22 protein-coding genes, 1 tRNA gene and 1 riboswitch are annotated in these 25,300 nt (G+C 58.8%); of the genes, 11 read left to right on the top strand and 12 right to left on the bottom strand.

What is annotated here, in order from left to right; genetic code table 11:
- The first annotated feature begins 87 nt into the window (after window positions 1-87).
- Complete coding sequence (locus AADW57_RS06760) at window positions 88-1,779, top strand: methyl-accepting chemotaxis protein (RefSeq protein ID WP_341669283.1); 1,692 nt, start codon at window positions 88-90, stop codon at window positions 1,777-1,779.
- On the opposite strand, the gene AADW57_RS06755 is transcribed toward AADW57_RS06760, so the two are convergent.
- A complete protein-coding gene (locus AADW57_RS06755) occupies window positions 1,761-2,336 on the bottom strand; it encodes a TMEM165/GDT1 family protein (RefSeq protein WP_341669282.1) in 576 nt (191 codons plus the stop codon). The two genes, AADW57_RS06760 and AADW57_RS06755, sit on opposite strands and share 19 nt — an antisense overlap.
- Window positions 2,337-2,510, bottom strand: a riboswitch (yybP-ykoY riboswitch). It lies immediately after the preceding gene.
- A gap of 96 nt (window positions 2,511-2,606) precedes the next feature.
- Here AADW57_RS06755 and AADW57_RS06750 point away from each other — a divergent pair.
- Entirely contained in the window at window positions 2,607-4,169 is a 1,563-nt protein-coding gene (locus AADW57_RS06750) for a glycosyltransferase family 39 protein (RefSeq protein WP_341669281.1), read from the top strand.
- Between the two features lie 6 nt (window positions 4,170-4,175).
- Here the strand turns inward: AADW57_RS06750 and AADW57_RS06745 are convergent, their stop codons facing one another.
- A complete protein-coding gene (locus tag AADW57_RS06745) occupies window positions 4,176-5,084 on the bottom strand; it encodes a LysR family transcriptional regulator (protein ID WP_341669280.1) in 909 nt (302 codons plus the stop codon).
- Window positions 5,085-5,210: 126 nt separating this feature from the next.
- Here AADW57_RS06745 and AADW57_RS06740 point away from each other — a divergent pair, with 126 nt between their 5' ends.
- Window positions 5,211-5,837: an FMN-dependent NADH-azoreductase gene (locus AADW57_RS06740; RefSeq protein WP_341669279.1), complete on the top strand. Its 627-nt coding sequence runs from the start codon at window positions 5,211-5,213 to the stop codon at window positions 5,835-5,837.
- Between the two features lie 85 nt (window positions 5,838-5,922).
- Here AADW57_RS06740 and ribA read toward each other — a convergent pair whose 3' ends face one another.
- Window positions 5,923-6,588: a GTP cyclohydrolase II gene (gene ribA / locus AADW57_RS06735; protein WP_341669278.1), complete on the bottom strand. Its 666-nt coding sequence runs from the start codon at window positions 6,586-6,588 to the stop codon at window positions 5,923-5,925.
- Window positions 6,589-6,905: 317 nt separating this feature from the next.
- On the opposite strand from ribA, the gene AADW57_RS06730 reads away from it, so the two are divergent.
- Both AADW57_RS06730 and AADW57_RS06725 read left to right on the top strand, forming a co-directional pair.
- Window positions 6,906-7,418 (top strand): hypothetical protein, encoded by a 513-nt coding sequence (locus AADW57_RS06730; RefSeq protein WP_341669277.1) that lies wholly within the window; start codon window positions 6,906-6,908, stop codon window positions 7,416-7,418.
- Between the two features lie 79 nt (window positions 7,419-7,497).
- On the top strand, window positions 7,498-8,196 hold the full coding sequence (locus tag AADW57_RS06725; RefSeq protein WP_341669276.1) for a cytochrome b/b6 domain-containing protein: 699 nt from the start codon (window positions 7,498-7,500) through the stop codon (window positions 8,194-8,196).
- 157 nt (window positions 8,197-8,353) lie between these two features.
- On the opposite strand, the gene AADW57_RS06720 is transcribed toward AADW57_RS06725, so the two are convergent.
- Window positions 8,354-10,000, bottom strand: coding sequence for an ABC1 kinase family protein (locus AADW57_RS06720; protein ID WP_341669275.1), 1,647 nt, complete (start codon window positions 9,998-10,000; stop codon window positions 8,354-8,356).
- 216 nt (window positions 10,001-10,216) lie between these two features.
- Between AADW57_RS06720 and ypfJ the strand changes: the two genes are divergently transcribed.
- From ypfJ to AADW57_RS06700, 4 genes are all read left to right on the top strand, one after another.
- Entirely contained in the window at window positions 10,217-11,065 is an 849-nt protein-coding gene (ypfJ, locus tag AADW57_RS06715) for a KPN_02809 family neutral zinc metallopeptidase (protein WP_341669274.1), read from the top strand.
- A gap of 79 nt (window positions 11,066-11,144) precedes the next feature.
- Window positions 11,145-11,220, top strand: a tRNA-Lys gene (locus tag AADW57_RS06710).
- A gap of 561 nt (window positions 11,221-11,781) precedes the next feature.
- The gene (locus AADW57_RS06705) at window positions 11,782-12,120 is read left to right on the top strand and encodes a P-II family nitrogen regulator (RefSeq protein ID WP_341669273.1); all 339 of its coding nucleotides are present in this window, start codon (window positions 11,782-11,784) and stop codon (window positions 12,118-12,120) included.
- Window positions 12,121-12,137: 17 nt separating this feature from the next.
- Complete coding sequence (locus AADW57_RS06700) at window positions 12,138-13,379, top strand: ammonium transporter (protein WP_341669272.1); 1,242 nt, start codon at window positions 12,138-12,140, stop codon at window positions 13,377-13,379.
- A 115-nt stretch (window positions 13,380-13,494) separates the two neighbouring features.
- On the opposite strand, the gene AADW57_RS06695 is transcribed toward AADW57_RS06700, so the two are convergent.
- Both AADW57_RS06695 and purB read right to left on the bottom strand, forming a co-directional pair.
- A complete protein-coding gene (locus AADW57_RS06695) occupies window positions 13,495-13,947 on the bottom strand; it encodes a c-type cytochrome (RefSeq protein WP_341669271.1) in 453 nt (150 codons plus the stop codon).
- Window positions 13,948-14,047: 100 nt separating this feature from the next.
- A complete protein-coding gene (purB, locus tag AADW57_RS06690) occupies window positions 14,048-15,424 on the bottom strand; it encodes an adenylosuccinate lyase (RefSeq protein WP_341669270.1) in 1,377 nt (458 codons plus the stop codon).
- 235 nt (window positions 15,425-15,659) lie between these two features.
- On the opposite strand from purB, the gene AADW57_RS06685 reads away from it, so the two are divergent.
- A complete protein-coding gene (locus tag AADW57_RS06685) occupies window positions 15,660-16,271 on the top strand; it encodes a glutathione S-transferase family protein (RefSeq protein WP_341669269.1) in 612 nt (203 codons plus the stop codon).
- Between the two features lie 135 nt (window positions 16,272-16,406).
- On the opposite strand, the gene AADW57_RS06680 is transcribed toward AADW57_RS06685, so the two are convergent.
- From AADW57_RS06680 to AADW57_RS06655, 6 genes are all read right to left on the bottom strand, one after another.
- Window positions 16,407-17,219, bottom strand: a complete 813-nt coding sequence (locus tag AADW57_RS06680; RefSeq protein WP_341669268.1) for a sulfite exporter TauE/SafE family protein — start codon at window positions 17,217-17,219, stop codon at window positions 16,407-16,409.
- Window positions 17,220-17,227: 8 nt separating this feature from the next.
- Complete coding sequence (mnmA, locus tag AADW57_RS06675) at window positions 17,228-18,340, bottom strand: tRNA 2-thiouridine(34) synthase MnmA (protein ID WP_341669267.1); 1,113 nt, start codon at window positions 18,338-18,340, stop codon at window positions 17,228-17,230.
- A gap of 202 nt (window positions 18,341-18,542) precedes the next feature.
- The gene (locus AADW57_RS06670; protein WP_341669266.1) at window positions 18,543-19,958 is read right to left on the bottom strand and encodes an FAD-binding oxidoreductase; all 1,416 of its coding nucleotides are present in this window, start codon (window positions 19,956-19,958) and stop codon (window positions 18,543-18,545) included.
- Between the two features lie 29 nt (window positions 19,959-19,987).
- Complete coding sequence (aroG, locus tag AADW57_RS06665) at window positions 19,988-21,079, bottom strand: 3-deoxy-7-phosphoheptulonate synthase AroG (RefSeq protein ID WP_341669265.1); 1,092 nt, start codon at window positions 21,077-21,079, stop codon at window positions 19,988-19,990.
- 487 nt (window positions 21,080-21,566) lie between these two features.
- Window positions 21,567-21,797: a YbdD/YjiX family protein gene (locus AADW57_RS06660; RefSeq protein WP_341669264.1), complete on the bottom strand. Its 231-nt coding sequence runs from the start codon at window positions 21,795-21,797 to the stop codon at window positions 21,567-21,569.
- A gap of 1 nt (window position 21,798) precedes the next feature.
- Entirely contained in the window at window positions 21,799-23,886 is a 2,088-nt protein-coding gene (locus AADW57_RS06655) for a carbon starvation CstA family protein (protein ID WP_341669263.1), read from the bottom strand.
- Between the two features lie 516 nt (window positions 23,887-24,402).
- Between AADW57_RS06655 and ehuB the strand changes: the two genes are divergently transcribed.
- A complete protein-coding gene (ehuB, locus tag AADW57_RS06650; protein WP_341669262.1) occupies window positions 24,403-25,266 on the top strand; it encodes an ectoine/hydroxyectoine ABC transporter substrate-binding protein EhuB in 864 nt (287 codons plus the stop codon).
- Window positions 25,267-25,300: the final 34 nt, after the last annotated feature.

Raw genomic sequence — 25,300 nt, 5'->3', positions numbered from 1 at the left:
AAGTGATACCATCTGCACAAAAATTGCAACATTACTGATCGCTACTGGCGGCTCGCTGATCCGTGCAATACAGGGGGAAAGAAGGTCATGCGCAAAAATCTGCCTGTTACCGATACAGAAACCAACTTATTGGATGATCAATACCTGATTTCCAAAACAGACCTGAAAGGCCGGATCGTATATGCAAATCCGGCCTTTATCGAAGTCAGTGGTTTCAGTCGGGAAGAATTGATGGGACAGGCTCACAATATCGTGCGCCATCCCGATATGCCCCCGGAGGTATTCGCCGATCTCTGGCACACTTTGCAGCATGGTCGTTCCTGGACAGGCATGGTCAAGAACCGCCGCAAAGATGGCGGTTTCTATTGGGTTTTGGCCAATGCCAGCCCCATTCTGGAAAACGGCGAACTGACCGGTTTTGCCTCGGTCCGGGTACGCGCCGAGCCAATGCAGATCCAAGAAGCGGAGCAGTTTTACCAGGAACTGCGCCAGGGACGCGCACGGACACGGCGCATCTGCGAAGGTCGGATCGTGGCCCGCGGCTGGCGACGTCCCTGGGCCGCCATCCACACATTGGTTGGCCCTAGTCTGCTGGCGGCCTTTCTGCGCAAAGGCCTGCTGAACATCGGCGTTACCGCTCTGTTGGCAGCCCTGATTCTGAACATGAAACTATCCACGCAGGACACCACGACCCTGATCGCAGCCCTGAGCACGGGTGCCGGACTGATGCTGATCTATCAAGCCGTGCTGATGCGCCGCGTCCTGGGCTCGTTGCGTATCGCCACCCACATTGCCCAGCAAATATCCGCCGGTAACCTGACTGTGGACACGCGCACGGCAGCTGTGCAGAAACTGGAAAAATTGGGACTGAGCCTGGACCTGATGCGCAAAAGCTTGATGAGTATCAGCACGGATGTGCACCGCAGCACCCACGACAGTCAGGCCGTCGCAATGGAACTGTCCGAAAGCAGCGCCTTGCTGGAGACGCGCACCCACGAACAAGCCGCGTCTATGCAAGAAACCACGGCCAGCATGAACTCATTTAGCCAAACCGTACTGCAGACTGCCCAAAATGCCCGGACCAGCCATGAGCTGTCTACGCGCAGCGCTGAAATCGCCGCACGCGGCAATCAGGCGGTCCAGCAGGTCACCGCCTCCATGCAACGGATTCTGGATAGCTCCCGCGATATCGGCAATATTGTCTCCATGATTGACAGTATTGCCTTCCAGACCAATATTTTGTCCATCAATGCATCCATCGAATCAGCCCGGGCCGGCGAGGCTGGCAAAGGCTTTGCCGTGGTTGCGTCGGCCGTACGCTCGTTGGCCCAGCAGGCGGCGGCCGCCGCAGACAACATCAAGCAATTGATTCAGGACACCACGGCCCTGAGCGCCCAAGGTGCTGCGCACGCCGAGCACGCCGGTCAGACCATGAACGACATTCTGCAATCAGTTTCGGAAGTATCGGGATTGATGGGCGAAATTTCCGCCGCCACCACCGAGCAAAGCACCGGCTTGAGTCAACTGACCCAAGCCCTGGGCCAGGTAGACCAGATCACCACCCGCAATGCTGCCCTGGTGCATGATCTTGGCGCGACAACGCGACGCCTGAACGAAAACGGAAATCGTCTGCAAGAGGCCATCAGTGTGCTCAATCACGACAGCGATGCGCATCAGGACACAAGGCCGCTACGCCCCACTCCCCCGGCCGTTGAGGCCCAGCCGCGCGCTGCGCTACCAGGCCCCTTGCGCCTGAACACTTACAAGCCCAGACTCTGAGCGCTGCCCGTCAAGGCCAACACGCCCAGTACCGCAAAAATACAGGCCGCCACGCGATGGACCAACTGGGTGGGCAAACGGCGGGCGATACGCTCACCGAATAACACGGCAGGCACATTGGCCAGCATCATACCCAGGGTGGTGCCCACCACCACCCACCAAAAGTCGTGGTATTTGGCGGCCAGCGCCACGGTGGCAATCTGCGTTTTGTCGCCCATTTCGGCCAGAAAAAACGTAACCAGCGTCGTGCCAAACACGCCAAAGCGGGTGCGGGCGGCTTGCGCATCATCGATTTTATCGGGGATCAGAATCCAGATCGCCATGGCCAGAAACGACAGTCCCAACACCCAACGCAAGACGTCTGGATCGAGCAGGGCAGGCACCCAGGCCCCCACCGCCCCGGCCAGGCCGTGGTTGAACAGGGTTGCAATAAGGATGGCGAGAATGATGGGCCAGGGACGCTTGTAGCGCGCGGCCAGAATAAGGGCCAATAATTGGGTTTTGTCACCGATTTCGGCCAGAGCGACCACACCGGTAGAAACAAAAAGGGCTTCCATAACAACTCCTGGCCGGTCAACAGACAAATGACCACAAGCCTCCCCGGCCAAACGCGAAGGCTTATGATCAAAGGTCTTGCCAGGCGATTGCTGCCAGCGCCATGGTCGGTGTATGACCAAGTGTGTTGACGCTGTCCTCCGGAGCCGGAGCGGCTACTCCCCAATGACTAGGCGCATGCTAGCCCAGATTGCCCAAGCTGTCGAGCCTTCAACGCCGCGCGCCGCACAAAGACGATACACTTGCGCTTTTCGTCATTCCCCGTTCAAGTCATGCGCGCACGCCCCCCTGCCCTTGCTACACGTCGCAACCTGAGCAGCCAATTGGCGCTGTATCTTGTGTTCATCGCGCTGTTGTGGACCACTCTGACCGCCATCAGCCACAAGGCCCCCGATCTGGACGGTATGGAGGAGTTGGTCTGGGCGGCCAGCTTTGAATTGGGCTATCTGAAACACCCGCCTTTCCCCTCCTGGATCATGGCGATCCTGACCAGCCTGGTCGGTCGCCCTATCTGGCTGACTTTTGCCGCCGGCATGTTCTCTTCGGTACTGGGGCTGTGGTTCATCTGGAAACTGGCCTGCGAGTTCCTGAGCCAGCGGCGCGCCTTCATGGTGGTACTGATCAGCTCGGTCAGCATTTACTTCTCCTTGCGCGGCACCATCTTCAACCACAACACGGCGCAGCTCTGGTCCGTCACCGCCTCGATCTGGCTGTTTTACCGGGCCACCCGTGGCGGACGGCTATCGAGCTGGCTCTGGCTGGGTGCCGTCGCCGCCTTGTCCACCATGACCAAATACAGCGCGCTGATCCTGTTCGCCGCATTTTTCCTGTATCTGCTGCGCAGCGCTGCCTTCACCCGCAAACAGACCTGGCAAGGACTGGGATTGGCCTTGCTGGCCTATCTGCTCGTGCTGTCCCCGCATCTGTACTGGCTGATAGCCAATGACTTTGCGCCATTCCGTTATATGGACGGTTCGCTGGAAACCCATACCCGTTGGGAGGCCTACAAAGAACTGCTGAAGTTTACGCTGGATCAACTGGCACGCCTGAGTCCCATGATCGTAGCGCTGATCGCACTGCACATCTGGAACCGGCGCAGCAGCCATCGCGTCAACTATGACCCGGGCGCAGATGTACGTCAGGCTCGCCGCTACGCCAACGCCATCAGCCCCCAAGACAAACAGTTTCTGCTCTGGGTCGGGCTGACGCCGTTCATCAGCACCGTACTGATCTCGGCCGTGCTGGGCACACGACTGGTCGCCTCCTGGGCCACGACATTCTTTGTTCTGTATGGTTTTTACGCGCTCTGGATCATGTATGGACGCGAACGGATTCAATTGCGCCGCCTGGCCGTCATCGTGATTGTGCTGCACATTCTGATGGCAGGCGGCTACGCCTTGGCACGCGGCCCGCTGGCCTGGCACGCCGGCCGCGATTCACGCGCCACTTTTCCGGGACCGGAAATCTCCGCTCAGATGCAGCAAGTCTGGGATGAACACATGCCGGGGATTCCTTTGCGCGTCATAGTCTCGGACACCTGGCTGGGGGGCAATATCGCCGTCCATGCCGGCCCGCAGGTCCAGGTGTACATCGATGCCGACCCGGCCGCATCGCCCTGGCTGAATCTGCCCAAAGACCTGGATTGCGGTGCCTTGATTGTGTATAGCCTGCAGACACGCGGCGCACCCCAGCCGGCCCTGGCCGCGCTGTACGAACAAGCCCCCATCAAGGGCTTGCGCGCCCAGCGCTGGTCCTCCGAGCGCAGCCCCATGATAGATCTGCACTGGGCCATTCTGCCGGCTCGTCCCTCTTGCGCACCCGATCAGGCCCGCTAAGAAAGGTCAAATACGCGGATGATGGACAGGCAATTGCTCGGCCAGAAAGTCCAGGAACCGCCGCACTGCCGGGGCCATGCCCCGGCGGGAAGCAAAGACCGCATGAATAATGCCGGGCAAAGGTGCCCACTGCGGTAAGACACGAACCAGGCGACCCGACTGCAAAGAGTCACAACACATATAGTCGGGCAGGATACCAACCCCCACGCCCAACTCGACCCCTTGCTGCAAGGTCAGCAAGTCCGTGGCCACGTAGCGGGGTCGATGGGTTACATTGACCGATGCGCCGCCAGGGCCATGCAACTGCCATTCGGCCTGCCCCTGCCGGGCCGACATGCCCACGGTAGGCAGCCGGGCCAGATCGCCCGGCCCGCGCACCGGCTCGAACCGGGCCAGCAAGGCGGGATCGGCAACCAGAATGGAACTGCTCTCGCCCAGGCGCTTGACGATATAGCTGGCGCTGTCGCTCAGCGTGCTGCGCACACGCAAGGCCACATCCACGCCATCGACAACAGGATCGACGACGCGGTTGCTGACCTCCACCTCCAGATCGACCTGTGGATAGCGCAGCAAATACTGGGCAAACACCTGATGCAGCACCGTCTGGGCCAGAGTGACCGGGCAACTGACCCTGAGCAAGCCGCGCGGCTCTTGCTGGACCTGCGCCACCGCAGCATGTGCTGCCTCGGCCTCGTCCCGCATGGCCTGACAATGACGCAAAAAAACCTCGCCGGCCGGCGTCAGCGACAGACTGCGCGTTGTGCGCTGCAACAGGCGCACACCCAATTCGGTCTCCAGCCTGTTGATCCGCCGCGACAAACGGGAAGGCGGCATACCCAAATGCCGCGCCGCCGCGCTAAATCCTCCTCGCTGCACCACTTCGGTGAACAGCACCATATCATTCAAGTCGTGCATTTCTAGCGCTTCCGCCGCATTACCTACAAAAGTGGAACAATCTTTCTCAAAATCACCGGCTTATCGCCGACGATGAGTTCAAACATAATACCAAGCATCCCGTGAACTTCTTGGACTCTCACCATCATGAAATTGCTGCACATCGACTCCAGCATTACCGGCGCGGCATCGGCTTCGCGCATGCTGACACAATACGTGGTCGAACAGATACGCCGCCAGAACGACAAGGTGCAACTGGAATACCTGGATCTGGCCGACAATCCCCCACCCTACTTCTCGGCCGACTCGATGGGATTGCGCCTGGGTCTGGACGATGCCAGCCTGAACGAGCGCCAACGAGCCGAAAATCGGATATCGGAACAACTGGTCAGCCAGTTCCTGGAAGCGGACACGCTGGTGATCGGCGCGCCCTTCTATAACTTTACGATTCCCAGCCAGCTCAAGTCGTGGCTGGACCGCATTGCCCAGGCTGGACGCACATTCCGCTATACCGCCAATGGCCCCGAAGGATTGGCCGGCGACAAAACGGTATATATTGTCGTCAGCCGTGGCGGTGTTTACTCGAACTCGGAACAAGGCCAGGCCCTGGAACACCAAGAAAGCTACCTGCGCGTCATGTTCGGTTTCATGGGTGTCACCAATCTGCACTTTATCTATGCCGAAGGCATGGCCAAGGCTCCCGAACAGCGCGCCGCCATTCTGGACAATGCCAAGGCCAGCGTCAGCAACCTGCTGGAACAAGCCCCGGCCTAACGCCCGCGCCGTCCTGCAAAAAAAATCGCCAGCTCCTGCAAGCTGGCGATTTTTTTAAGCAACACAGTGCGCTCCAGCTGAGTTTTTACTGATCCGTATCCAGCCAATGCCCCAGACGCAGACGCTTGGTATTCAGATAGTTCTTGTTATAGGGATTGCCTTCGATCTGGTGCGCCACTCGCTCGACCACATCAATGCCTATATCCTGCAAGGTCTTGACCTTGCGGGGGTTATTGGTCATGAGCCGAATCTGGCGTATGCCTACGTGATCAAGCATGCTCTTGCAGATATCGTAACGCCGCATATCGGCCGGAAAGCCCAACCGCTCGTTCGCCTCGACAGTGTCGGCCCCCTGGTCCTGCAATTGATAGGCCCGGATCTTGTTGACCAGGCCAATGCCGCGTCCTTCCTGACGCAGATACATCAGGGCACCCCGGCCCTGCTTGGCAATACGTTCCAGAGCCAACTGCAATTGCGGCCCGCAATCGCAACGCAGGCTGAACAAGGCATCGCCCGTCAGACATTCGGAATGCACCCGCGCCAGCACAGGCTCGCCGCCCGCCACATTGCCCAACGTCAGGAGCACATGCTCTTTCTGCGTGTCGCGTTCGACAAAAACATGAATTTTGAAGACAGCCCACGGTGTAGGCAACTGGCTGGCACTGACAAAATCGAGTTGCGCAGCGGCTGGGCCGACGTGGCCCTGACCCTCGGCCTGAAGAGGCAGAGAGGAATCCGGCGTGGATTGCATAATAAGTCTCGGTTGCTACAAAAAAATGCGGCTAGGCCCAGAACCGGGCCAATCCGGTAATCATAGCGCAAAACCGCCAGCTTCTTCTAAGTGCGCCCGGCCCCACATCCCTTAAATAAAGGCACGGCAGGCTTTATAGACATACGGAAAATAAACGACGGCAATGGTGTGATTCCGCGGCATCCAATTCAGCATCAAGCCCGCTTTCTTTGGCAGTCCTGACAATTTACATAAAATGTCATAGAATTTACAAACAGAGGAAATTCTGCGCGGTCCCTACGCAGCACAGTCCTGAACCATTCCAGACTCGACTCGCCATGCGTCTTTCCACAGCTCATTTCTATCGGCACCTATGCGGGCTGGTACTTCTAGCCCTCTCTTTGTCAGCCGGTGCCACTGCACCGCTGGCTTGGCCGCAGCCGCCTTCCCAACTTAGCCTGGATACGCCGTATGGTGTATTACAAGTCAGCCAGAGCGAGTACGTCTACGAAGCTCAACTGCTGCTGGGCTCGGAAGTCATCCGCCCACAGATCAAGGGCATGATCAACATTCCGTACGCTTTCAAGCAACAAAAAGGCCAGACCGCCTTGATTTCGGTCGATACCGGGCTGGGCAGCTGCCCCATCCGCTACCACTGGATCACGGTGGCCTCCGGTGGATATACGCTGACGCCGGCCTTTGGCTCATGCAGCGCTCAGATACGCGTACGCCATCAGGGGCAGACCCTGATCATGGAAACACCCAGCCGGGACGACCCTGCCCATATCGACGAATATCGCTACGACGGGCGCAAGGTGAGCTTGCGCAAACGCAAGCAACTGATGCGCTAGCCCGGAACTTCGGCACAGCGGGGATCTCCAACAGGACATTGCTTATAATCAATCGTCCTGTTTCACCCCGGATATCACTATGACTACTACACCATCCCCCCATCGCCTGCGGGTATGGGATTTACCCACACGTCTTTTCCACTGGCTATTGGTTTTAAGTATCGTGGCCTGCTTTGTCACCATTAAAGTAGGCGGACTATGGATGGATTGGCATGTGCGCTTTGGCCTGCTGGCCCTTGGGCTACTGGCCTTTCGTCTGGTCTGGGGATTGATCGGCGGCCATTATTCTCGCTTTGTGCATTTTCTGCCCCATCCTGCACGCAGCCTGCGCTATCTACGCGACAAACCAGCCATCTACCCAGGCCACAACCCCATCGGGGCATGGTCGGTCTGGGCCATGCTTCTGGTTCTTGGCTTTCAGGCGGTTTCCGGGCTGTTTGCCAACGACGATATTTTCACAACCGGCCCCTTGGCTTACTTGAGCAGCGACTGGTCCAAAACCCTGACCGGCCTGCACAAAGCCAACGAAGCAATCATATTGGCCTTGATTGCGCTGCACATCCTGGCCATCATCCTGTATCGCGTTCGTGGTGGCCAAAAATTAACCAGTGTCATGATCAGCGGAGACGCCCGGATACCTGCCGACACCCACTTGCCGGCCAGTACCGATACCTGGAAAACACGACTGATCGCTCTTGTGCTGGCTGCGCTAATAGGCTGGGCCGTCTACGCGCTGACCGGACTGGCACCTGCCGGCGGCATGGACGACTTCATGTAAGACAAACTTATCCCCAGAAACTGTGCACAAACCTGGGGATAACGCGGGGATTGTTTGGCCTGAGCCGCATCCCTGCTGACTGTCTTTTAAAGTGGGCGGTGACTGTCCGCCCTAGGCCGGATGGCCTAGAGCCATCCGGATACAATTACCGGCGACCTTAGCGGCGACGCCAATACCCCCACAAGACCAGCACCAATCCGATCAGAGCGGCCGCCAGACCCGCCCAGCCAAAAATAGTCAGGCCCAGCCACGACGGCCCGCGCGTGAGCAACCCGGGCCCCAGCACCAGTACAAATGCCGCGGTAACGATTGCTATCGCCAGACGCAGCGCCGCCTTTTCCAACGCACTGCCCAGACGGGAAAGTCCCTGCACTTCGATGCGGGCCTGCACTTTTCCTTGCCGTATCCGGTGCATCAACAAGCGCAGCAGTTGCGGGGCTTCCATCGCCAACTGACGCGATTCCAACAAACTACGTTGCAAATCGTCGTACAAGCGACGGGGGGAATAATGCCGGCGCATCATGGCGGCAATCATGGGCTGAGCCACGGCAATCACGTCAAACTGGGGGTCAAGGCGCTTGAGCACGCCATCGGCGGTAATGAAGGCCTTAAACAGCAAGGCCAGATCAGGCGGCAACATCAATTTGTTTTCGCGCGCCAGAGCCATGAAGTCCATCAGCGCAGCCGAAATAGACAGCAAGCCCCGACTTTGGCGGGCCACGTAGCGCTGCGCGCTTTCTTCCAGCCTGGCCCAATCGAAATCGTCTGCCCCAGACCAATCCAGCAAGGTAGTGGCCACGCCGTCTGCCTGCCCATCCACAATGGCGCGCAACAAGATCAATAACTGCTGCCTGCGGCGCTCTGTCAGGTGGCCGACCAGCCCAAAATCGATGAACGCGACACGATTGCCGGGCAAAGCCATGATATTGCCGGGATGAGGGTCGGCATGAAAAACACCGTCCTCCAGCACCATATGCAAAAAGGCGATGGCTCCACGCCGGGCCAAGAGACGGCGATCTGCTTCTATGGCCTGCAAGGCGGCCCCATTCAGGGGCGAGACTCCTTGCACATAGTCCTGCACCATGACGGTAGGGCTGGTCCACTCGTCGTGTACGCGCGGCACCAGCACATAATCGAGCTGCGCCAGATTATCCCGCACCGTCCGGCCATTGGCCGCCTCACGAGTAAAGTCCAGCTCGTCGGCAATCGCCAACGCCAATGCCCGCACAATATCGTGCGGGCGGTATTCGGGCAGCAGCCCTTGCTGCTGAATCAAGCGCGCAATCTGCCCTAGCAGGCGCAGATCGGCCTGAATCAAAGGTTCCAACCCCGGACGCTGGACCTTGACGACCACGGGTGTGCCATCATGCAAGCGTGCGCGGTATACCTGCGCCATCGACGCGGCCGCCAGCACATCGCTGTCAAACCAGGCGAAAGCCTGCTCCAGGCTCTGTCCCAGCGCCTGCTCCAGTTCAGTTTTTATGATTGCCCAAGGTACAGGAGCGGCCTGCCCCTGCAGCTTTTCCAACTCCTGGGTCCATTCCACCGACAGCAGATCATTGCGGGTCGCCAGAATCTGCCCCAGTTTCACAAACGTTGGCCCCAACTCTTCCAGAGCACGGCGCAGACGCACTGGCGCAGTCGCATCGCGCACATCAACCTGGGCCGAGCTTTGCGTGCCGGGCCAGAGCTGCTCCAGCCCCAGGCGCGCCATCACATCCTGTATGCCATAGCGCGCCACCACTGCGCCTATGGCACGAACCCGCGCATGATCGCGCAGGGCCAACAAGGTTCCAGCCAGCATCGGGCACCTCCCGCCACACTCGATACCAACAGCATACACCGGCCCACTTATCCACAATTGCAGTGGGCAAGAATGGGGAAAGCCCTTGGACAAAGAACATTTCCCTTTTTATGTCAGTGACTTATTCTTCAAGAACAGTTAACGCACACCGTCTTGCGCCAGCGCTGGCTCCAATTCAGGGTACATTGACGCTTTTTCGGAAACAAGGAGAACACCATGCGCCTGGATCGATCCCGTTCCAGCCGGAACGTCGAAGACCGCCGCGCAGCCGGCCCCCGGGGCGGACGCGGCAAGATCGGGCTGGGCGCTATTGTTCTGGCGCTCGTGGCCATGTATTTCGGCCTGGACCCGACTATGGTGCTAAATCTTGCCCAAGGCCCCGTTACGCAGCCGCCTGCCCAATCGGTCCCCGCCAACGACGCCCAGGGACAATACATCGCCAAGGTCCTGGGCGAAACCGAAGATGTCTGGCGCGCCATTTTTCAGCAGCAAACCACCGGCCAGTACCGGGACCCAGTTCTGGTGCTGTATCGCGGTGCCACGCCCACCGCCTGCGGGACCGGTCAATCGGCCATGGGACCGTTCTACTGCCCCGGCGACGAAAAGCTATATATAGACCTGGGATTTTTTGATGAAATGGAGCGCAGCATGGGAGTCAAAGGAGACTTTGCGCCCGCCTATGTCATTGCGCACGAAGTGGGGCATCATGTGCAGAACCAGCTCGGTGCCATGCGCACCCTGGAGCAAGCGCGCCGCAGCGGCTCGCAAAGCCGCGCTAATCAGGCCTCGGTACGGCTGGAGCTGCAAGCCGACTGTTATGCAGGCGTTTGGGCCCATCACGCCGATGCACAGCGTCAGATCCTGGAACCCGGCGACATACAGGAGGCCCTGGCCGCTGCTCAGGCCGTGGGTGACGATACCCTGCAAAAACAGGCCCAAGGCTATGTCGTGCCCGACTCCTTTACCCACGGCAGCGCCAAGCAGCGCATGGCCTGGTTCCAGCAAGGCTACCGCAGCGGCCAGCTGCAACGCTGCGACACCTTCAATCAAGCCGACCCGAGTTAGCGTCTATTTGAAACAATATGTAAACTGATATTGTGCATTGCGGATTCAGGCTTATAATTCTTTTCTTCGCAGGAAACACGGGTCGTTAGCTCAGTTGGTAGAGCACTGGACTCTTAATCCATTGGTCGACAGTTCGAGTCTGTCACGACCCACCAAGCTTTCTGCGGCTTACCGGAAATATTCTTGTAAGCGTTTGCTCCGCAAACACATAAATCAGCCCGCCATTGTGCGGGCTTTTTTATTTTCCTGCACGAATGGCCCCTTATTTGTTGCAAAGTTAAGACTAATTAAAAAAAAATGACATCTGGCGCTCACTTGTTGCGCCGCAGCATATATTATTTTTCCATAGTCTTTGTTCCTGCGGTAGTGAGATCCGCGGAAACAGGTGCCACAGAGCGCCACCGCTGCCCTCACTGCCCACCGACTAGGCAAGATCGGGGTCACGTGCCAAGCTAGCTTACTCGCCTTGCCGGAATTGTGTTGCTCTTCAACCTACAACACAGGTCCGCTTGCCTTCACCTTGCGCCCACGCTGCTGCCTTGCGGCCGAGCAGCCGGGGATCAACTCAAGCCGAAACCGCCGACGGCGCGCCCGGCTTCAAGCCCACCACCGGAACCACAAGTTCCGGCTGGCATCTCTCCACCCGTCCCATCCTGAACGGTACTCCTGTTTTCCCCTGCATGGCTGGCCGACCTGCGTTTACCTCAGGAACACCTATGAAACTCATTACAGCCATCGTCAAGCCGTTCAAGGTCGACGAAATCCGCGAAGCGCTCTCCGAGCTTGGCATTCAAGGGATGACACTGACCGAAGTCAAAGGCTTTGGCCGGCAAAAAGGCCATACCGAACTGTACCGGGGGGCCGAATATGCCGTGGACTTTCTGCCCAAGATCCGTATCGAACTCGCCGTCCCCGACGCCCTGCTCGATAGCGTACTGGAAGCCATCCAGAACAGCGCCCGTACCGGACGCATCGGTGACGGCAAGATCTTCGTTCAGGCCCTGGATCATGTGGTCCGCATCCGCACCGGCGAGTGCGATGAAAACGCCCTTTAAGCTCGGGAGACATCGTCATGAACAACGCTGACCTATCGTGGATGCTGGTTTCCACCCTGCTGGTGCTGATGATGGCCGCACCAGGCTTAGCCCTGTTTTACTCTGGAATGGTGCGTCGCAAAAATGCCCTGTCCATGCTCTCGCAGACACTGCTGGTGTTTTCGTTGGGCGTGGTGCTGTGGTTCATCTACGGGTATTCGCTGGCCTTTACTTCCGGCAACGCCTTTATCGGCGGTTTGGACAAGCTCTTTCTGAATGGCCTTTTTACCCCAGGCGATCAGAAGTTCACCCTGTCCGGTTCCCTGCCCGAACTGCTGTTTGCCGCCTTCCAGGCCACCTTTGCCGGTCTGACGTGCGCACTGGTTGTCGGCAGCCTGGCTGAACGCGCCCGGCTATCCTCCATTCTGGTATTTACGCTGATCTGGTTCACCCTGGCTTATCTGCCGATCTGCCACATGGTCTGGTTCGCCGACCCTGAACATGGTGGCCTGCTGAATGAGCGCGGCGCACTGGACTTTGCCGGGGGCACCGTGGTGCATATCAACGCCGGCATGGCCGGACTGGTGGGTGCCTGGCTGATCGGCCCGCGTCTGAACTATCGCCGCGAAGCCATGCCTCCGCACAATCTGCCCCTGACCTTCATCGGCGCCGCTTTGCTGTGGGTGGGTTGGTTCGGCTTTAATGCAGGCTCGGCCCTGTCAGCCAACGCAAATGCCGCCCTGGCTTTCTTCAATACCATGCTGGCGGCTGCCATCGGCGTGCTTGCCTGGACCATTGGCGAATGGCTGACCAAAGGACATCCGTCTTTGCTGGGAGCCTGCTCAGGTGCAATTGCCGGCCTGGTCGGCATCACCCCTGCCGCCGGCTTTGTGGCACCTTCCGGAGCATTGGCCATTGGTCTGATCACCTCGCTGGCCTGCCTGTGGGGCGTCAATGGCCTGAAACGCCTGCTGCGCGCCGATGATACGCTGGATGTATTCGGCATTCATGGCCTGGGCGGCATTGTCGGAGCTTTGCTGACCGGTCTGTTCAATGCGCCCTCCTGGGGTGGCCCCGGCACCGCCGCTGGCCATAGTGTCTGGATGCAGTTATGGATTCAGCTGGAAGGCGTATTGCTGACCCTGGTCTGGTCGGGCGTGGCCGCACTGATTGCGTTCAAACTGGCGCAGTGGATCTGCGGTGGTCTGCGTGTCAGCCCCGAGCACGAGCGCGAAGGCCTGGATATCCGTACCCACGGCGAATCCGGCTACCAGAACTGAGACCCATCATGATGCGGAATCGACGCTACCCAAAGGGGCTGCCCTGCCCCTCTTCACGGTTACGGCACAGACGCAAAAAAGCCCTCTTTCGAGGGCTTTTTTTGAGCTGCGCCGATTAATTATCTTTGCGGTAGGCGTCGTGACAGATCTTGCAGGACTTGCCCACATTACCAAAAGCGACGCGGAAGGCATCAAAGTCGCCCGAGTCAGCAGCTGTCTTGAGCTTGCCCATTGCGGCAAGGAAATCGTCTTCGGCCTGCTTGAAACCCTTGGCATCGCTCCAGGCTTCTGCTTTGGTATCGCCACCTTCGGTACCGGGTGCGAAGCCGGCCCAAGGCAAGGTAGCCAACACGGACAACACTTCAACGTTCTTGGCAATCGCAGCCGCATCAAAGGGCGCTTCCTTCTTGGCCACAGGCGCCATGCGACCGAAATGCGAACCGATCAGGGCCATGCCGGCCTGACGGTATTTGATAGCCTGTTCGGGCTTGGCAAACTGCGCCGTGGCCGGAGTGGCAATGGCAGCACATACCGCAGCAGCGGCAGCCAGGAATGCGAATTTCTTCATACTAACTCCTGTAAATAAAACGTAAAGCGCCCCGGGGGGCATGAAGCGCATAGCGGACCGTTTGGCGTGCCGCTTTCCCACGGCACGCATGACACGGTTCTTAAATAGCCTTGGCCAACTCGACCGCCACACCCAGATAGCTGCGCGGGGTCAGATTGAGCAGATAATTCTTGGCATCGGCCGGCAAATCCAGGCCGCCGATAAATTCGCGCAGTGCGCTTTCGGTAATACCTTTGCCGCGTGTCAGGGCCTTGAGCTGCTCGTAGGGCTGTGGCAAGCCATAACGGCGCATGACCGTTTGCACCGGCTCGGCCAGAATTTCCCAGCAGGCATCGATGTCGGCGTCGACAGCCGCCGCGTTCAGCTCCAGCTTGCCCAGACCACGCAGGCAGGCGTCATAGGCCACCACGCTATAACCCAACGCCACGCCCAGGTTGCGCAACACGGTCGAGTCGGTCAGGTCGCGCTGCCAGCGGGACACGGGCAGTTTTTCGGACAGGTGGCGCAGCACGGCATTGGCCAGACCCAGATTGCCCTCGGAGTTCTCGAAGTCGATCGGGTTGACCTTGTGCGGCATGGTGGACGAACCGATCTCGCCTTCTTTGAGGCGCTGCTTAAAGTACCCCAAGGCGATATAGCCCCAGACGTCGCGGTTGAAATCGAGCAAAATGGTGTTGGCGCGGCCAATGGCATCGAACAGCGCCGCCATCCAGTCATGCGGCTCGATCTGAATGGTGTAGACGTTCTGCGTCAAACCCAAACCGGACAGCACCTGCTTGCTGAAAGCCGGCCAGTCGATGTCGGGATACGCCGAAAAATGGGCATTGTAATTACCGGTCGCGCCATTGAGCTTGGCCAGGGGCTGCACAGCGGCAATGGCGGCAATGGCGTTCTGCAGGCGGGCGGCGACGTTGGCAAATTCCTTGCCCATGGTACTGGGGCTGGCTGGTTGGCCGTGCGTGCGCGAGAGCAATGGCTGGGCTGCGTGCTGACGAGCCTGCTCCTTGATGGCATCACACACCGCCTGCAACTGCGGCAAGATGACCTGTTCGCGGGCACGGGTCAGCATCAAGGCATGCGATGTATTGTTGATGTCCTCGGATGTACACGCAAAGTGGATGAATTCGGCCGCCTGGGCCAGTTCGGCATTACCCGACACTTTTTCCTTGAGCCAATACTCCACCGCCTTAACATCGTGGTTGGTGGTGCGCTCGATGGCCTTGATACGGGCCGCGTCGTCTTCGGAGAAACTCTCTACCAGACTTTTGAGCGCCTGGCGCGCCTGAGACGAAAACGCGGGCAGCTCCGGCAGACCGGCATCGGACAGACCGATCAACCAGGCCACTTCGACCTCCACGCGGTGCCACATGAAAGCAGCTTCGGACAACAGTCCCCGCAGGGTGCCCGTACGGCTGCCATAACGCCCGTCCAGGGGGGACAGGGCATTGAGAGTGCTCAAAGTATCGGCTATTTGCATCGTTCTACAGGAAAAAGAGGGGAGAAAATTCAGCCAGCATTCTAACATTGCCCGCCCACCCCCGCGCGCCCCAGCGCAAGAGCGCCCCGACAGGCCCGTCTACGTCCAGATGTTTGACGAATAAACCACAGTTTGAATCCAATGCGCCGACAAGACCTTTTAGGCCAGGCGAGCGGGTCGTTCCTACAGGTGTTCCTGCTATACTTTTTTAGCCTGTAACTTTTGATAGCTTCCTATGAAACTCCTTGCTTCCCTCACCAGCCCTTACGCGCGCAAAGTCCGCGTCGTCATGGCGGAAAAAAAGCTCGACTACGAGCTGATTCTGGAAGATGTGTGGGCTGACGACAGCGATATCATGAAGTACAACCCGCTGGGCAAGATTCCCTGCCTGATCATGGATGACCAGGGCAGCCTGTTCGACTCGCGCGTTATTGTCGAATACCTGGATACCTTGTCGCCCGTCGGTCGTCTCATCCCCCAGGCCGGGCGCGATCGCGCTGCGGTCAAATGCTGGGAAGCCATTGCAGACGGCGTGCTCGATGCCGCCGTTGCCATCGTGATCGAAGAAAACCGCCGCCCCCAGGAACTGCGCCATCAGCCCTGGATCGACCGCCAACACGGCAAGATCGCCGCCGCGTTGCAGTCCATGAACAGCAGCCTGGGCGAACAAGCCTTCTGCATGGGCACGACCTTCAGCCTGGCCGATATCGCCGTCGGCTGTGCCCTAGGCTATCTGGACCTGCGTTTTCCCACTATGGCTTGGCGCACGCAGTACGGCAATCTGCAACGCCTGGACGAGAAACTGCAGACGCGGCCTTCGTTCGCCAGCACCCTCCCTGCTCTTTGACCGCACTCTCCGGCAAGACAGGGCCCATTCGATTGAATGGGCTTTTTTGTATCCGGAGCCCTACCGCACACCGTCTAGCCAGTAGACAGCAGGCCCTGAACGCCACCAGTTGGCGCATCCGGTCAGCAAGGGGCGTCAGGCGTGGAAAATAGCCTGCACAATCATATAAACGGCCAACGTACTGAGCATGGCCGCAAAGATGCGTTTAAGCGTGACCTGAGAAATCCGATGCGCCAGACTGGCCCCGACCGGTGCCGTCAATACGCTCATGGCCGAGACAATCAACAAGGCAGGCCAGTAGATATAACCCAGCATGCCGGGCTGTCCCCCATTGACCGCCTGTCCAGACCAGATATAGCCCACGCTATTGGCCAAGGCAATAAAGAAACCCAGCGCCGCCGATGTGGCTACTGCCTGGCGTACCGGGACATTGCCGCGCAGCATAAACGGCACCGACAAAAAGGCACCACCCGCGCCCAGCAGGCCAGACACAAAACCGATCAGCACGCCCATGCCGGCAATAACAGGCCGGCCCGGCATGGCCCGCCCCTGCGGCACCGGCGTATTGCGCCCCATCTTATAGGCCGAATACAGCACAAACGTCGCAAACACCAAGGCCAGCAAGGTGCCGTCGATGACCGCAAACACAGCGCCACCGGACAGGATTCCGCCTACGATCAGCCCCGGCGTCATGGCGCGCACCACATCCCAGCGTATGGCACCGCGCTTGTGATGCGCGCGCACGCTGGACAAAGACGTAAACAGAATAGTGGCCATTGCCGTGGCGATGGACGCATGCACGGCCAGTTCCTGCGACACGCCAAAGCGCGGCAGCAAAAAGGTCAGGAAAGGCACAAGAATCATGCCCCCGCCTATCCCCAGCAAACCGGCCGCCACACCTACGCCGGCCCCCAGGGCCAGCAAACTAGCGACAAGAACAGGGTCCATGAGTATCTCTATTGAATAATGCCGCCGCCCAGGCAGACATCGCCGTCATACAGCACGGCAGATTGTCCGGGGGTAACGGCCCACTGGGCCTGATCAAAAGCCAGAGTAAAACGGCTGCCGGCGGCATCGGTCAGACGACAGGACGCGTCCGACTGGCGGTAACGCGTCTTGGCTCCCAGTACCTCCTGCGCGGGCGGATGACCGGCAACCCAACTGGCATCGTCCGCGCGCAGCTCGGACTGCAATAACCAAGGGTGATCGTGCCCCTGAACCACATACAGGGTATTGGTCTGAAGGTCTTTACGGGCTGCGTACCAGGCATCGGCCGTGCCGTCCTCGCGCTGCTTGCCCTTGACCCCGCCTATGCCCAGGCCCTTGCGCTGCCCATAGGTGTAGAACGACAAGCCCACATGCTGGCCGACGACCACGCCTTCGGGCGTCTTGATAGGGCCGGGCTGGGTGGGCAGATAACGATTCAGGAAGTCGCGGAACGGACGCTCGCCGATAAAGCAGATGCCGGTGGAATCTTTCTTGGCCGCGTTAGGCAGTTGCAGTTCCTGTGCAATGCGGCGCACATCCTGCTTGTTGATTTCGCCCAGCGGAAACAAGGTGCGCGAAAGCTGCGCCTGATTCAGGCGATGCAAGAAGTAACTCTGATCTTTGGACGCGTCCAGCCCCTTGAGCAACTGGTACTGGGTACGACCGCCCACCGACACGCCGCGCACGCGGGCATAGTGGCCGGTCGCAATCCAGTCCGCCCCCAACGTCATGGCGTGATCCAGAAAAGCCTTGAATTTGATTTCGGCATTGCACAGCACATCGGGATTGGGCGTGCGGCCGGCTGAGTATTCGCGCAGAAACTCGGCAAAGACCCGGTCCTTGTATTCGGCGGCAAAATTGACGGCTTCGATGTCCACGCCCACCACATCGGCCACGCTGGCGGCATCCAGCCAGTCCTGGCGCGAGGAACAGTATTCGGAATCGTCGTCATCTTCCCAGTTCTTCATGAACAGGCCCACGACCTCGTAGCCCTGCTGCTTGAGCAGCCAAGCCGAAACAGAGGAATCGACGCCGCCGGACATGCCGATCACGACGCGACCTTTTTTTCTGGATGTAGTCATTGCTGTGGTGGTGATGCACGCCGCAACGGGCGCGCTGTATGGCAAAAGGCTCGCCAGGGCGAACCACAAAAAGAATATTGTACGCCTGCCCAGGACTCCTCCAGGGCAAAGCCCTGGAGGGGGACCGGCGAATGCGTTGCATGCCCCGCCCCGTGGGGCTTGGCCAGCAGCCGGGACGGTGTTCCCACCCCTGGCCGGCCACCTAGGCGCGGGGTGGAATCATCTTGCCCGGATTCAGGATGTTGTGGGGGTCCAGCGCCTGTTTGATGCTGCTCATGATGTCCAGACTGTCCTGACCGTGTTCGGCCAGCATGAACTCCATTTTGTGCAGACCGACGCCGTGCTCGCCGGTGCAGGTGCCCTGCATCTGGATGGCGCGTTGCACCAGACGGCGATTCAGGCGCTCGGACTCTTGCCATTGCTCCTGATCGTCTGGGTCCAGCAACATCAGAACGTGAAAGTTGCCATCGCCCACATGCCCGACAATGGTGTAAGGGAAAGAAGCCTGATCCATATCGGCTGCCGTCTGCTCGACACAATCGGCCAGAGCGGAAATAGGCACGCAGACATCGGTCGTGCTGGCACGACAGCCGGGGCGCAGTTGCAGGCCGGCAAAATACGCATTATGGCGCGCCGTCCACAAGCGCGAACGGTCCTCGGGCTTGTCGGCCCATTCAAAATCCATGCCGCCGTTATCGCGAGCAATTTCCTGTACGATCTGGGCCTGCTCCTGCACGCCGGTTGGGCTGCCGTGGAACTCAAACAAGAGCAACGGCGACTCTTTAAGCGTGAGCTTGCTGTAGGCATTGGTAGCGCGCACTGCCCCCGTATCCATAAATTCGACTCGGGCGATCGCAATGCCCATCTGGATGACTTCGATGACGCTTTGCACGGCCGAACGCAGATCGGGGAAGTTGCAGATGGCTGCAGAAATCGCCTCCGGTTGCGGGTACAGGCGCACCGTGACTTCGGTAATAATGCCCAAGGTGCCTTCGCTACCGATGAACAGGCGCGTCAGATCGTAACCCGCCGAGGATTTCTTGGCGCGATTGGCCGTCTCGATGACACGGCCGTCGGCCGTCACCACCTTCATGGTCAGCACGTTCTCGCGCATGGTGCCGTAGCGCACGGCATTGGTGCCCGAAGCCCGCGTCGCCGCCATGCCGCCCAGACTGGCGTCGGCACCCGGATCAATCGGGAAAAACAGACCGGTATCGCGCAATTGCTCGTTCAGGGTCAAGCGGGTAACACCCGCCTGTACCGTGGCCGTAAAGTCTTCCGGATTGATCGCCACGATCTGGTCCATGCCGGACAGATCCAGACTGACCCCGCCCTGGACGGCCAGCAGATGCCCTTCCAGCGAAGAACCCACGCCATACGGAATCAGCGGTACATGGTGCTCGTGGCACAGACGCGCCACCCAGGCCACTTCCTCGGTGCTGCGGGCAAAGACCACGGCATCGGGCAACATAGGAGGGAACGGGGATTCGTCCCTTCCGTGGTGCTCGCGCACGGCGTGCGCGAGCGAACAGCGGTCCGTGAACCGGGACTGCAAAGCCTGCAGAAAAACGTCCGGCAGAGGACGCCGAACGGCGTCGGCGTGACCAGGAGCATTCATGATGATTCCTAATAACGTGCAAAACGCTATTATGAGTGGCTCAACGCTGCCTCTTCAAGCTTGACGCGTGCCTGACGGCGATCCCGCACCGCCTGGGCCAATTGATCCAGCACGTTGACGGTATCTTCCCAGCCTATGCAACCGTCGGTAATGCTCTGACCATAGGTAAGAGCGCAGCCATTGACCATGTCCTGACGACCGCCCACCAGATGGCTTTCGATCATGACGCCGAAAATACGCGCATCGCCCTTGGCAATCTGACCAGCCACATCGGCCAACACCTCGGGCTGGCGGCGGTAGTCTTTGCTGCTGTTGGCGTGGCTGGCGTCGATCATGACACGCGGCGTCATGCCGGCCTTGATCATAGCCTGGCTGGTTGCCTCGACGTGCTCGGCATCGTAATTGGGAGCTTTGCCGCCGCGCAGGATCACGTGGCAATCGTTATTGCCCACGGTGGACACAATGGCCGAATGGCCACCCTTGGTGACGGACAAGAAATGATGCGGCTGGGACGCGGCCTTGATGGCATCCAGGGCGATACGGATATTGCCGTCCGTGCCGTTTTTGAAACCCACCGGGCAGGACAGGCCGGACGACAGTTCGCGATGCACCTGGCTTTCGGTGGTGCGCGCGCCGATGGCTCCCCAGGACACCAGATCGGCAATGTACTGGGGGGTAATCATGTCCAGAAATTCGCAGCCGGCGGGCAGATCCAGCTGGTTGACGGCCAGCAGCAGTTCGCGCGCCGTACGCAGCCCCTGGTTGATGTTGAAACTGCCGTCCAGATGCGGATCGTTGATCAGCCCTTTCCAACCCACGGTGGTACGGGGTTTTTCAAAGTACACGCGCATCACGATTTCCAGCTCGGGGGCCAGGCGTTTGCGCTGCACGGTCAGACGACGCGCATAGTCCAGAGCCGCTTCGGTATCGTGGATGGAACATGGACCGACGATGACAACCAGACGATCGTCCTGTTCGTGCAGGACATTGTGAATACTGCGGCGGGCATCATGGACCGTGGCCGATACTTCGGATGTGCAGGGGAACTCGCGCATCACATGCGCAGGCGGGGAAAGTTCCTTGATTTCACGAATCCGTAAATCATCAGTATTGTGCGACACGACGTTACTCCAGTAGGTTTGCCAGGGCCGGGGGGGAAGGCGAAAAAAAAGCCGCCCGGACGATGCTGGCGGCTTTTTTCAGGATTTTGGGCTTACTTCTGTTTGGTGCAACCCGTCCTTTCCTCCACCAGCGGCATCGGAAAAGCGTAAAAATAAAAGTAAACGAATGGGGTTGCGTGTTTCATAGGAAAAATCCTAACACAGTTTCTGCGTCTTCGCCAAGGATTACAGCAAGAACCCGTTAAAAATACGGCTACTTACAAAATATCCATACCAAAACCACCCTAAAAACAAGCATGCAACGAAATAAATATTTCGTTATTTAATTTCAGAAGGCCCTTTTGTTTCGCATTTTCAAGCGAATCACGAAAAAGTCCATCGCCTTGATCCGATAGCGTTGTTTTTAGCGCCATTGCCTTGCTCATGGCGCATGGCGCAACGGTTGGCCGGCACGGAAAACCACCTTGCACCGGCCCGCCGCTATCGATCAGCAGCAGCCAATACGCCCGCGTCCACCATAACGGGCTTGTTGACGCTCGCGAAAGAACGCGGAATAGTCCATTGGCGTCTGATCGGGATGATTACGGCGCATATGCTCCAGATAGGTTTCGTAATCCGGTACCCCCACCATCAGACGCAAGGTAGTGGCCAGATAGCGGCCGGTATCACGCCCTGCCTGGGAGCCACGCGCCATAGCGGCGCTGAACATTCCTTTCATATCAGGCTCCTGCCGCTGCCTGGTGGGGCAAAGGCTCGTAAGGGGTTTCTGCCGTGTGCGGCGCATGGGCGCGGCGGGCGCGCAAAACGCAACGTATGCCAAAGAACACCATGCTCAGTACCACGCAAATGAACAGTCCGCACAACGTGGCGTTGACGTAATCGTTGAAAATGACCTGCTGCATCTGATCCAGCGACTTGGCCGGAGCCAGGACAGTCTGCTCGGCCAGCCCCTGCTGGTAGCGCCGCGCGTGCGCCAGAAAGCCGATTTTTGGATCAGGGTGGAACATTTTCTGCAGGCCCGCCGTCAGGGTGCAGATCAGCAGCCAGAGCATGGGCAAGACCGTGACCCAGGCATAACGATCTTTTTTCATCTTAAAGAGCACTACCGTGCCAAGCACCAGGGCAACCGCTGCCAGCATCTGGTTGGCAATGCCGAACAAGGGCCACAGAGTGTTAATGCCGCCCAACGGATCGACCACGCCCTGATAGAGGAAGTATCCCCACGCAGCCACACATAGCGAGGTCGCGATCAGGTTTGCAATCAGGGACTCGGTGCGCCGCAGGCTGGGAACAAAGGTACCCATCAAGTCCTGCAGCATGAAGCGTCCGGCACGCGTGCCGGCATCCACGGCGGTCAGAATAAACAAGGCCTCGAACAAAATGGCAAAGTGGTACCAGAATGCCATCATGCCAGGGCCGCCGACCACGCTGTGCAGAATGTACGCCATCCCCACCGCCAGTGTCGGCGCGCCGCCAGCGCGCGAAATAATGCTGCTCTCGCCCACGTCGCTGGCCATCTGGGTCAAGTCGGCCGGCGTCACCATGAAACCCCAACTGGAGACGACCTGAGCGACCTGCTCGGGCGTGGTGCCTATGATGGCCGCCGGACTGTTCATGGCGTAATAAATACCCGGCTCGATGACGCACGCCGCCACCAAGGCCATGATGGCCACAAAGGACTCCATCAGCATGCCGCCGTACCCGATGTAGCGGGCCTGGGTTTCGTTCTCGATCATCTTGGGCGTGGTGCCCGAGGAGATCAGCGCATGAAAGCCCGACACGGCACCGCACGCAATGGTAATGAACAAGAAGGGGAACAGACTGCCCGACCAAACCGGGCCGGTGCCATCGATAAACTGCGTGGTCGAAGGCATTTTCATCTGCGGCGCAACGATAACGATGCCAATCGCCAGACCCACAATGGTGCCCACTTTCAGAAAAGTGGACAGATAGTCGCGCGGTGCCAGTAGCAGCCATACCGGCAGGACGGCGGCAATAAAGCCGTAAATAATCAGCGCCCAGGTCAGTTCTTCGCCATTGAGCGTAAAGAATGGCCCCCATGTGGGATGGGCCGCCACATCCTGGCCAAACACAATCGCCGCCAGCAGGCAGACCAGGCCGATAACCGACACTTCGCCAATACGTCCTGGCCGGATATAGCGCAGATACACACCCATGAAGATGGCCAGCGGAATGGTGGCCACGACGGTAAAGGTGCCCCAGGGCGAGTTGATCAGGGCCTTGACCACAATCAGTGCCAGCACCGCCAGAATGATGACCATGATCATAAAGGCACCAAACAGCGCAATGACGCCGGGCACGGTACCCAACTCGGCCTTGATCAGATCACCCAATGAACGGCCATCGCGGCGCGAGGAAATAAACAAAACCGTGAAGTCCTGGACAGCTCCGGCAAACACCACGCCGGCCAAAATCCAGAGCATGCCGGGCAAATAGCCCATCTGCGCCGCCAGCACTGGGCCGACCAGCGGTCCGGCCCCCGCAATCGCGGCAAAGTGATGCCCGAAAAGGACATGCTTGTTGGTCGGCACATAATCCAGACCATCGTTATGACGCCAAGCTGGTGTCAGACGGCTTGCATCCAGCTCAAACACCTTGCGCGCAATGAAACGGCTGTAGTAGCGATACGCAATCAGGTAAACGCATACCGCCGCCACCACAATCCACAGGGCATTGATGGTTTCCCCCCTGTGCAAAGCCACTGTCCCCAGCGCAAATGCGCCCAGCAACGCCACCAGCACCCAGATCAGGTGCCGTTGGACAAAACCCCCCTCTTCTCTGCTCATAGAGCCTCCACGATTTAGCCTTAGTCGAGCTGCCACCTGCTTTGCCCCGCGCCCGGATGGATGGGCCTGGAGCGACATGCCGAACCGAGCCCGCGCCCGCAGCTTTATAGGTTCGCGTCTCGTGGCCGACGCCGCCCTGTTGAGGCGAGGTCCGACCTATATCGGCATGTTGCACGCGGCGCGCCGATACGCGCCACGAAAAAGGTGCCGCCGCCCCATGGACGAGGCTGCGTACTGCAATGATCTGGATGCCTGCAGAGCCAGGACGTTCTGTCCAAGACGGTCCCCGCGCTCTGCCGCAGAGCATAGCAAAAAAGCAGCTCAATAAATGCGCAAGCCTCTGGTTAATAAGCAGAAATTATGATGATTGATGTTTTCTACCTAGGTTACCTAACTAATAGTTTCTATTAAATTGATTTGAGTTGAAATGTTTTTATGAAGTATGATTTCTCAGCAAATCTTTTGTAATGCAAATCATTTTTTAAAAAATGATTTGCACCAGAAAAGGAAATACGCATGAAAACAAAACTCCACACACTTTCTGCCCTGGCCGGAACCCTGGCCGGCTGCCTGGGCATCATGGCCGGAGCGCACGCAGTAACGCTGGCCGAGGTTCAAAAACGCGGCACGATCCGTATCGCCCTGGCCAACGAAATTCCCTACGGCTACATGGACATGTCAGGCCAGGCCAAAGGGGCCGGTCCTGAAGTAGCCCAAGCCATCATGCAGCGTCTGGGCATTGAAAATATCACCTGGGAAACCGCTAATTTCGGCTCATTGATTCCCGGCTTGCAAGCCAAGCGATTTGACATGGTTGCCGCCGAGATGGCCATCCTGCCCCAGCGCTGCCGGCAAGTCCTGTTTTCCGAGCCCAATAGTTCTTACGGCGAAGGGCTGCTGGTCGCCAAAGGCAATCCGAAGAACATTCATTCCTACGAAGACTTTGCCAAGACCGATCACACCATTGCCATCATGGCCGGTGCCGATCAGTTAGAAATGATGCAGGCGCTGGGCGTGCCCGATCAGCGCATGGTCACTATTTCCAACAATGCCGACGCCATCTCCACCGTCGCCACCGGCCGGGCAGACGCCTACGCCGCCACCGGCCTGACGGTCAACGACCTGGCCGCCAAAAGCGCTGGCAAAACCGAACTGGCCGCGCCGTTCAACGACCCTGTCGTCAATGGCAGCCCCGTGCGCAGTTGGGGCGGTTTTGCCTTTGCCTCGGACTCGCAGGACCTGCGCGATGCGGTCAATAAAGAACTGGCTCAATTCAAAAAGACCGAGCAATGGAAGGCGATCCTGGCCAACTACGGATTTACCGAAGAAGACCTGACGCATTCCTTCGAGAAAAACACGGCGCAGCTGTGCAAGGGCTAAGCCCGGCCGAGCCGGCGTCGCAGTCCGGCTGCGA

Origin of the sequence: Alcaligenes sp. SDU_A2, assembly GCF_038237375.1 — a bacterium.
Classification (GTDB): domain Bacteria; phylum Pseudomonadota; class Gammaproteobacteria; order Burkholderiales; family Burkholderiaceae_B; genus Alcaligenes.
Note: the sequence above shows the minus strand (reverse complement) of the source record. Positions and strands in the feature narration are given on the sequence as shown.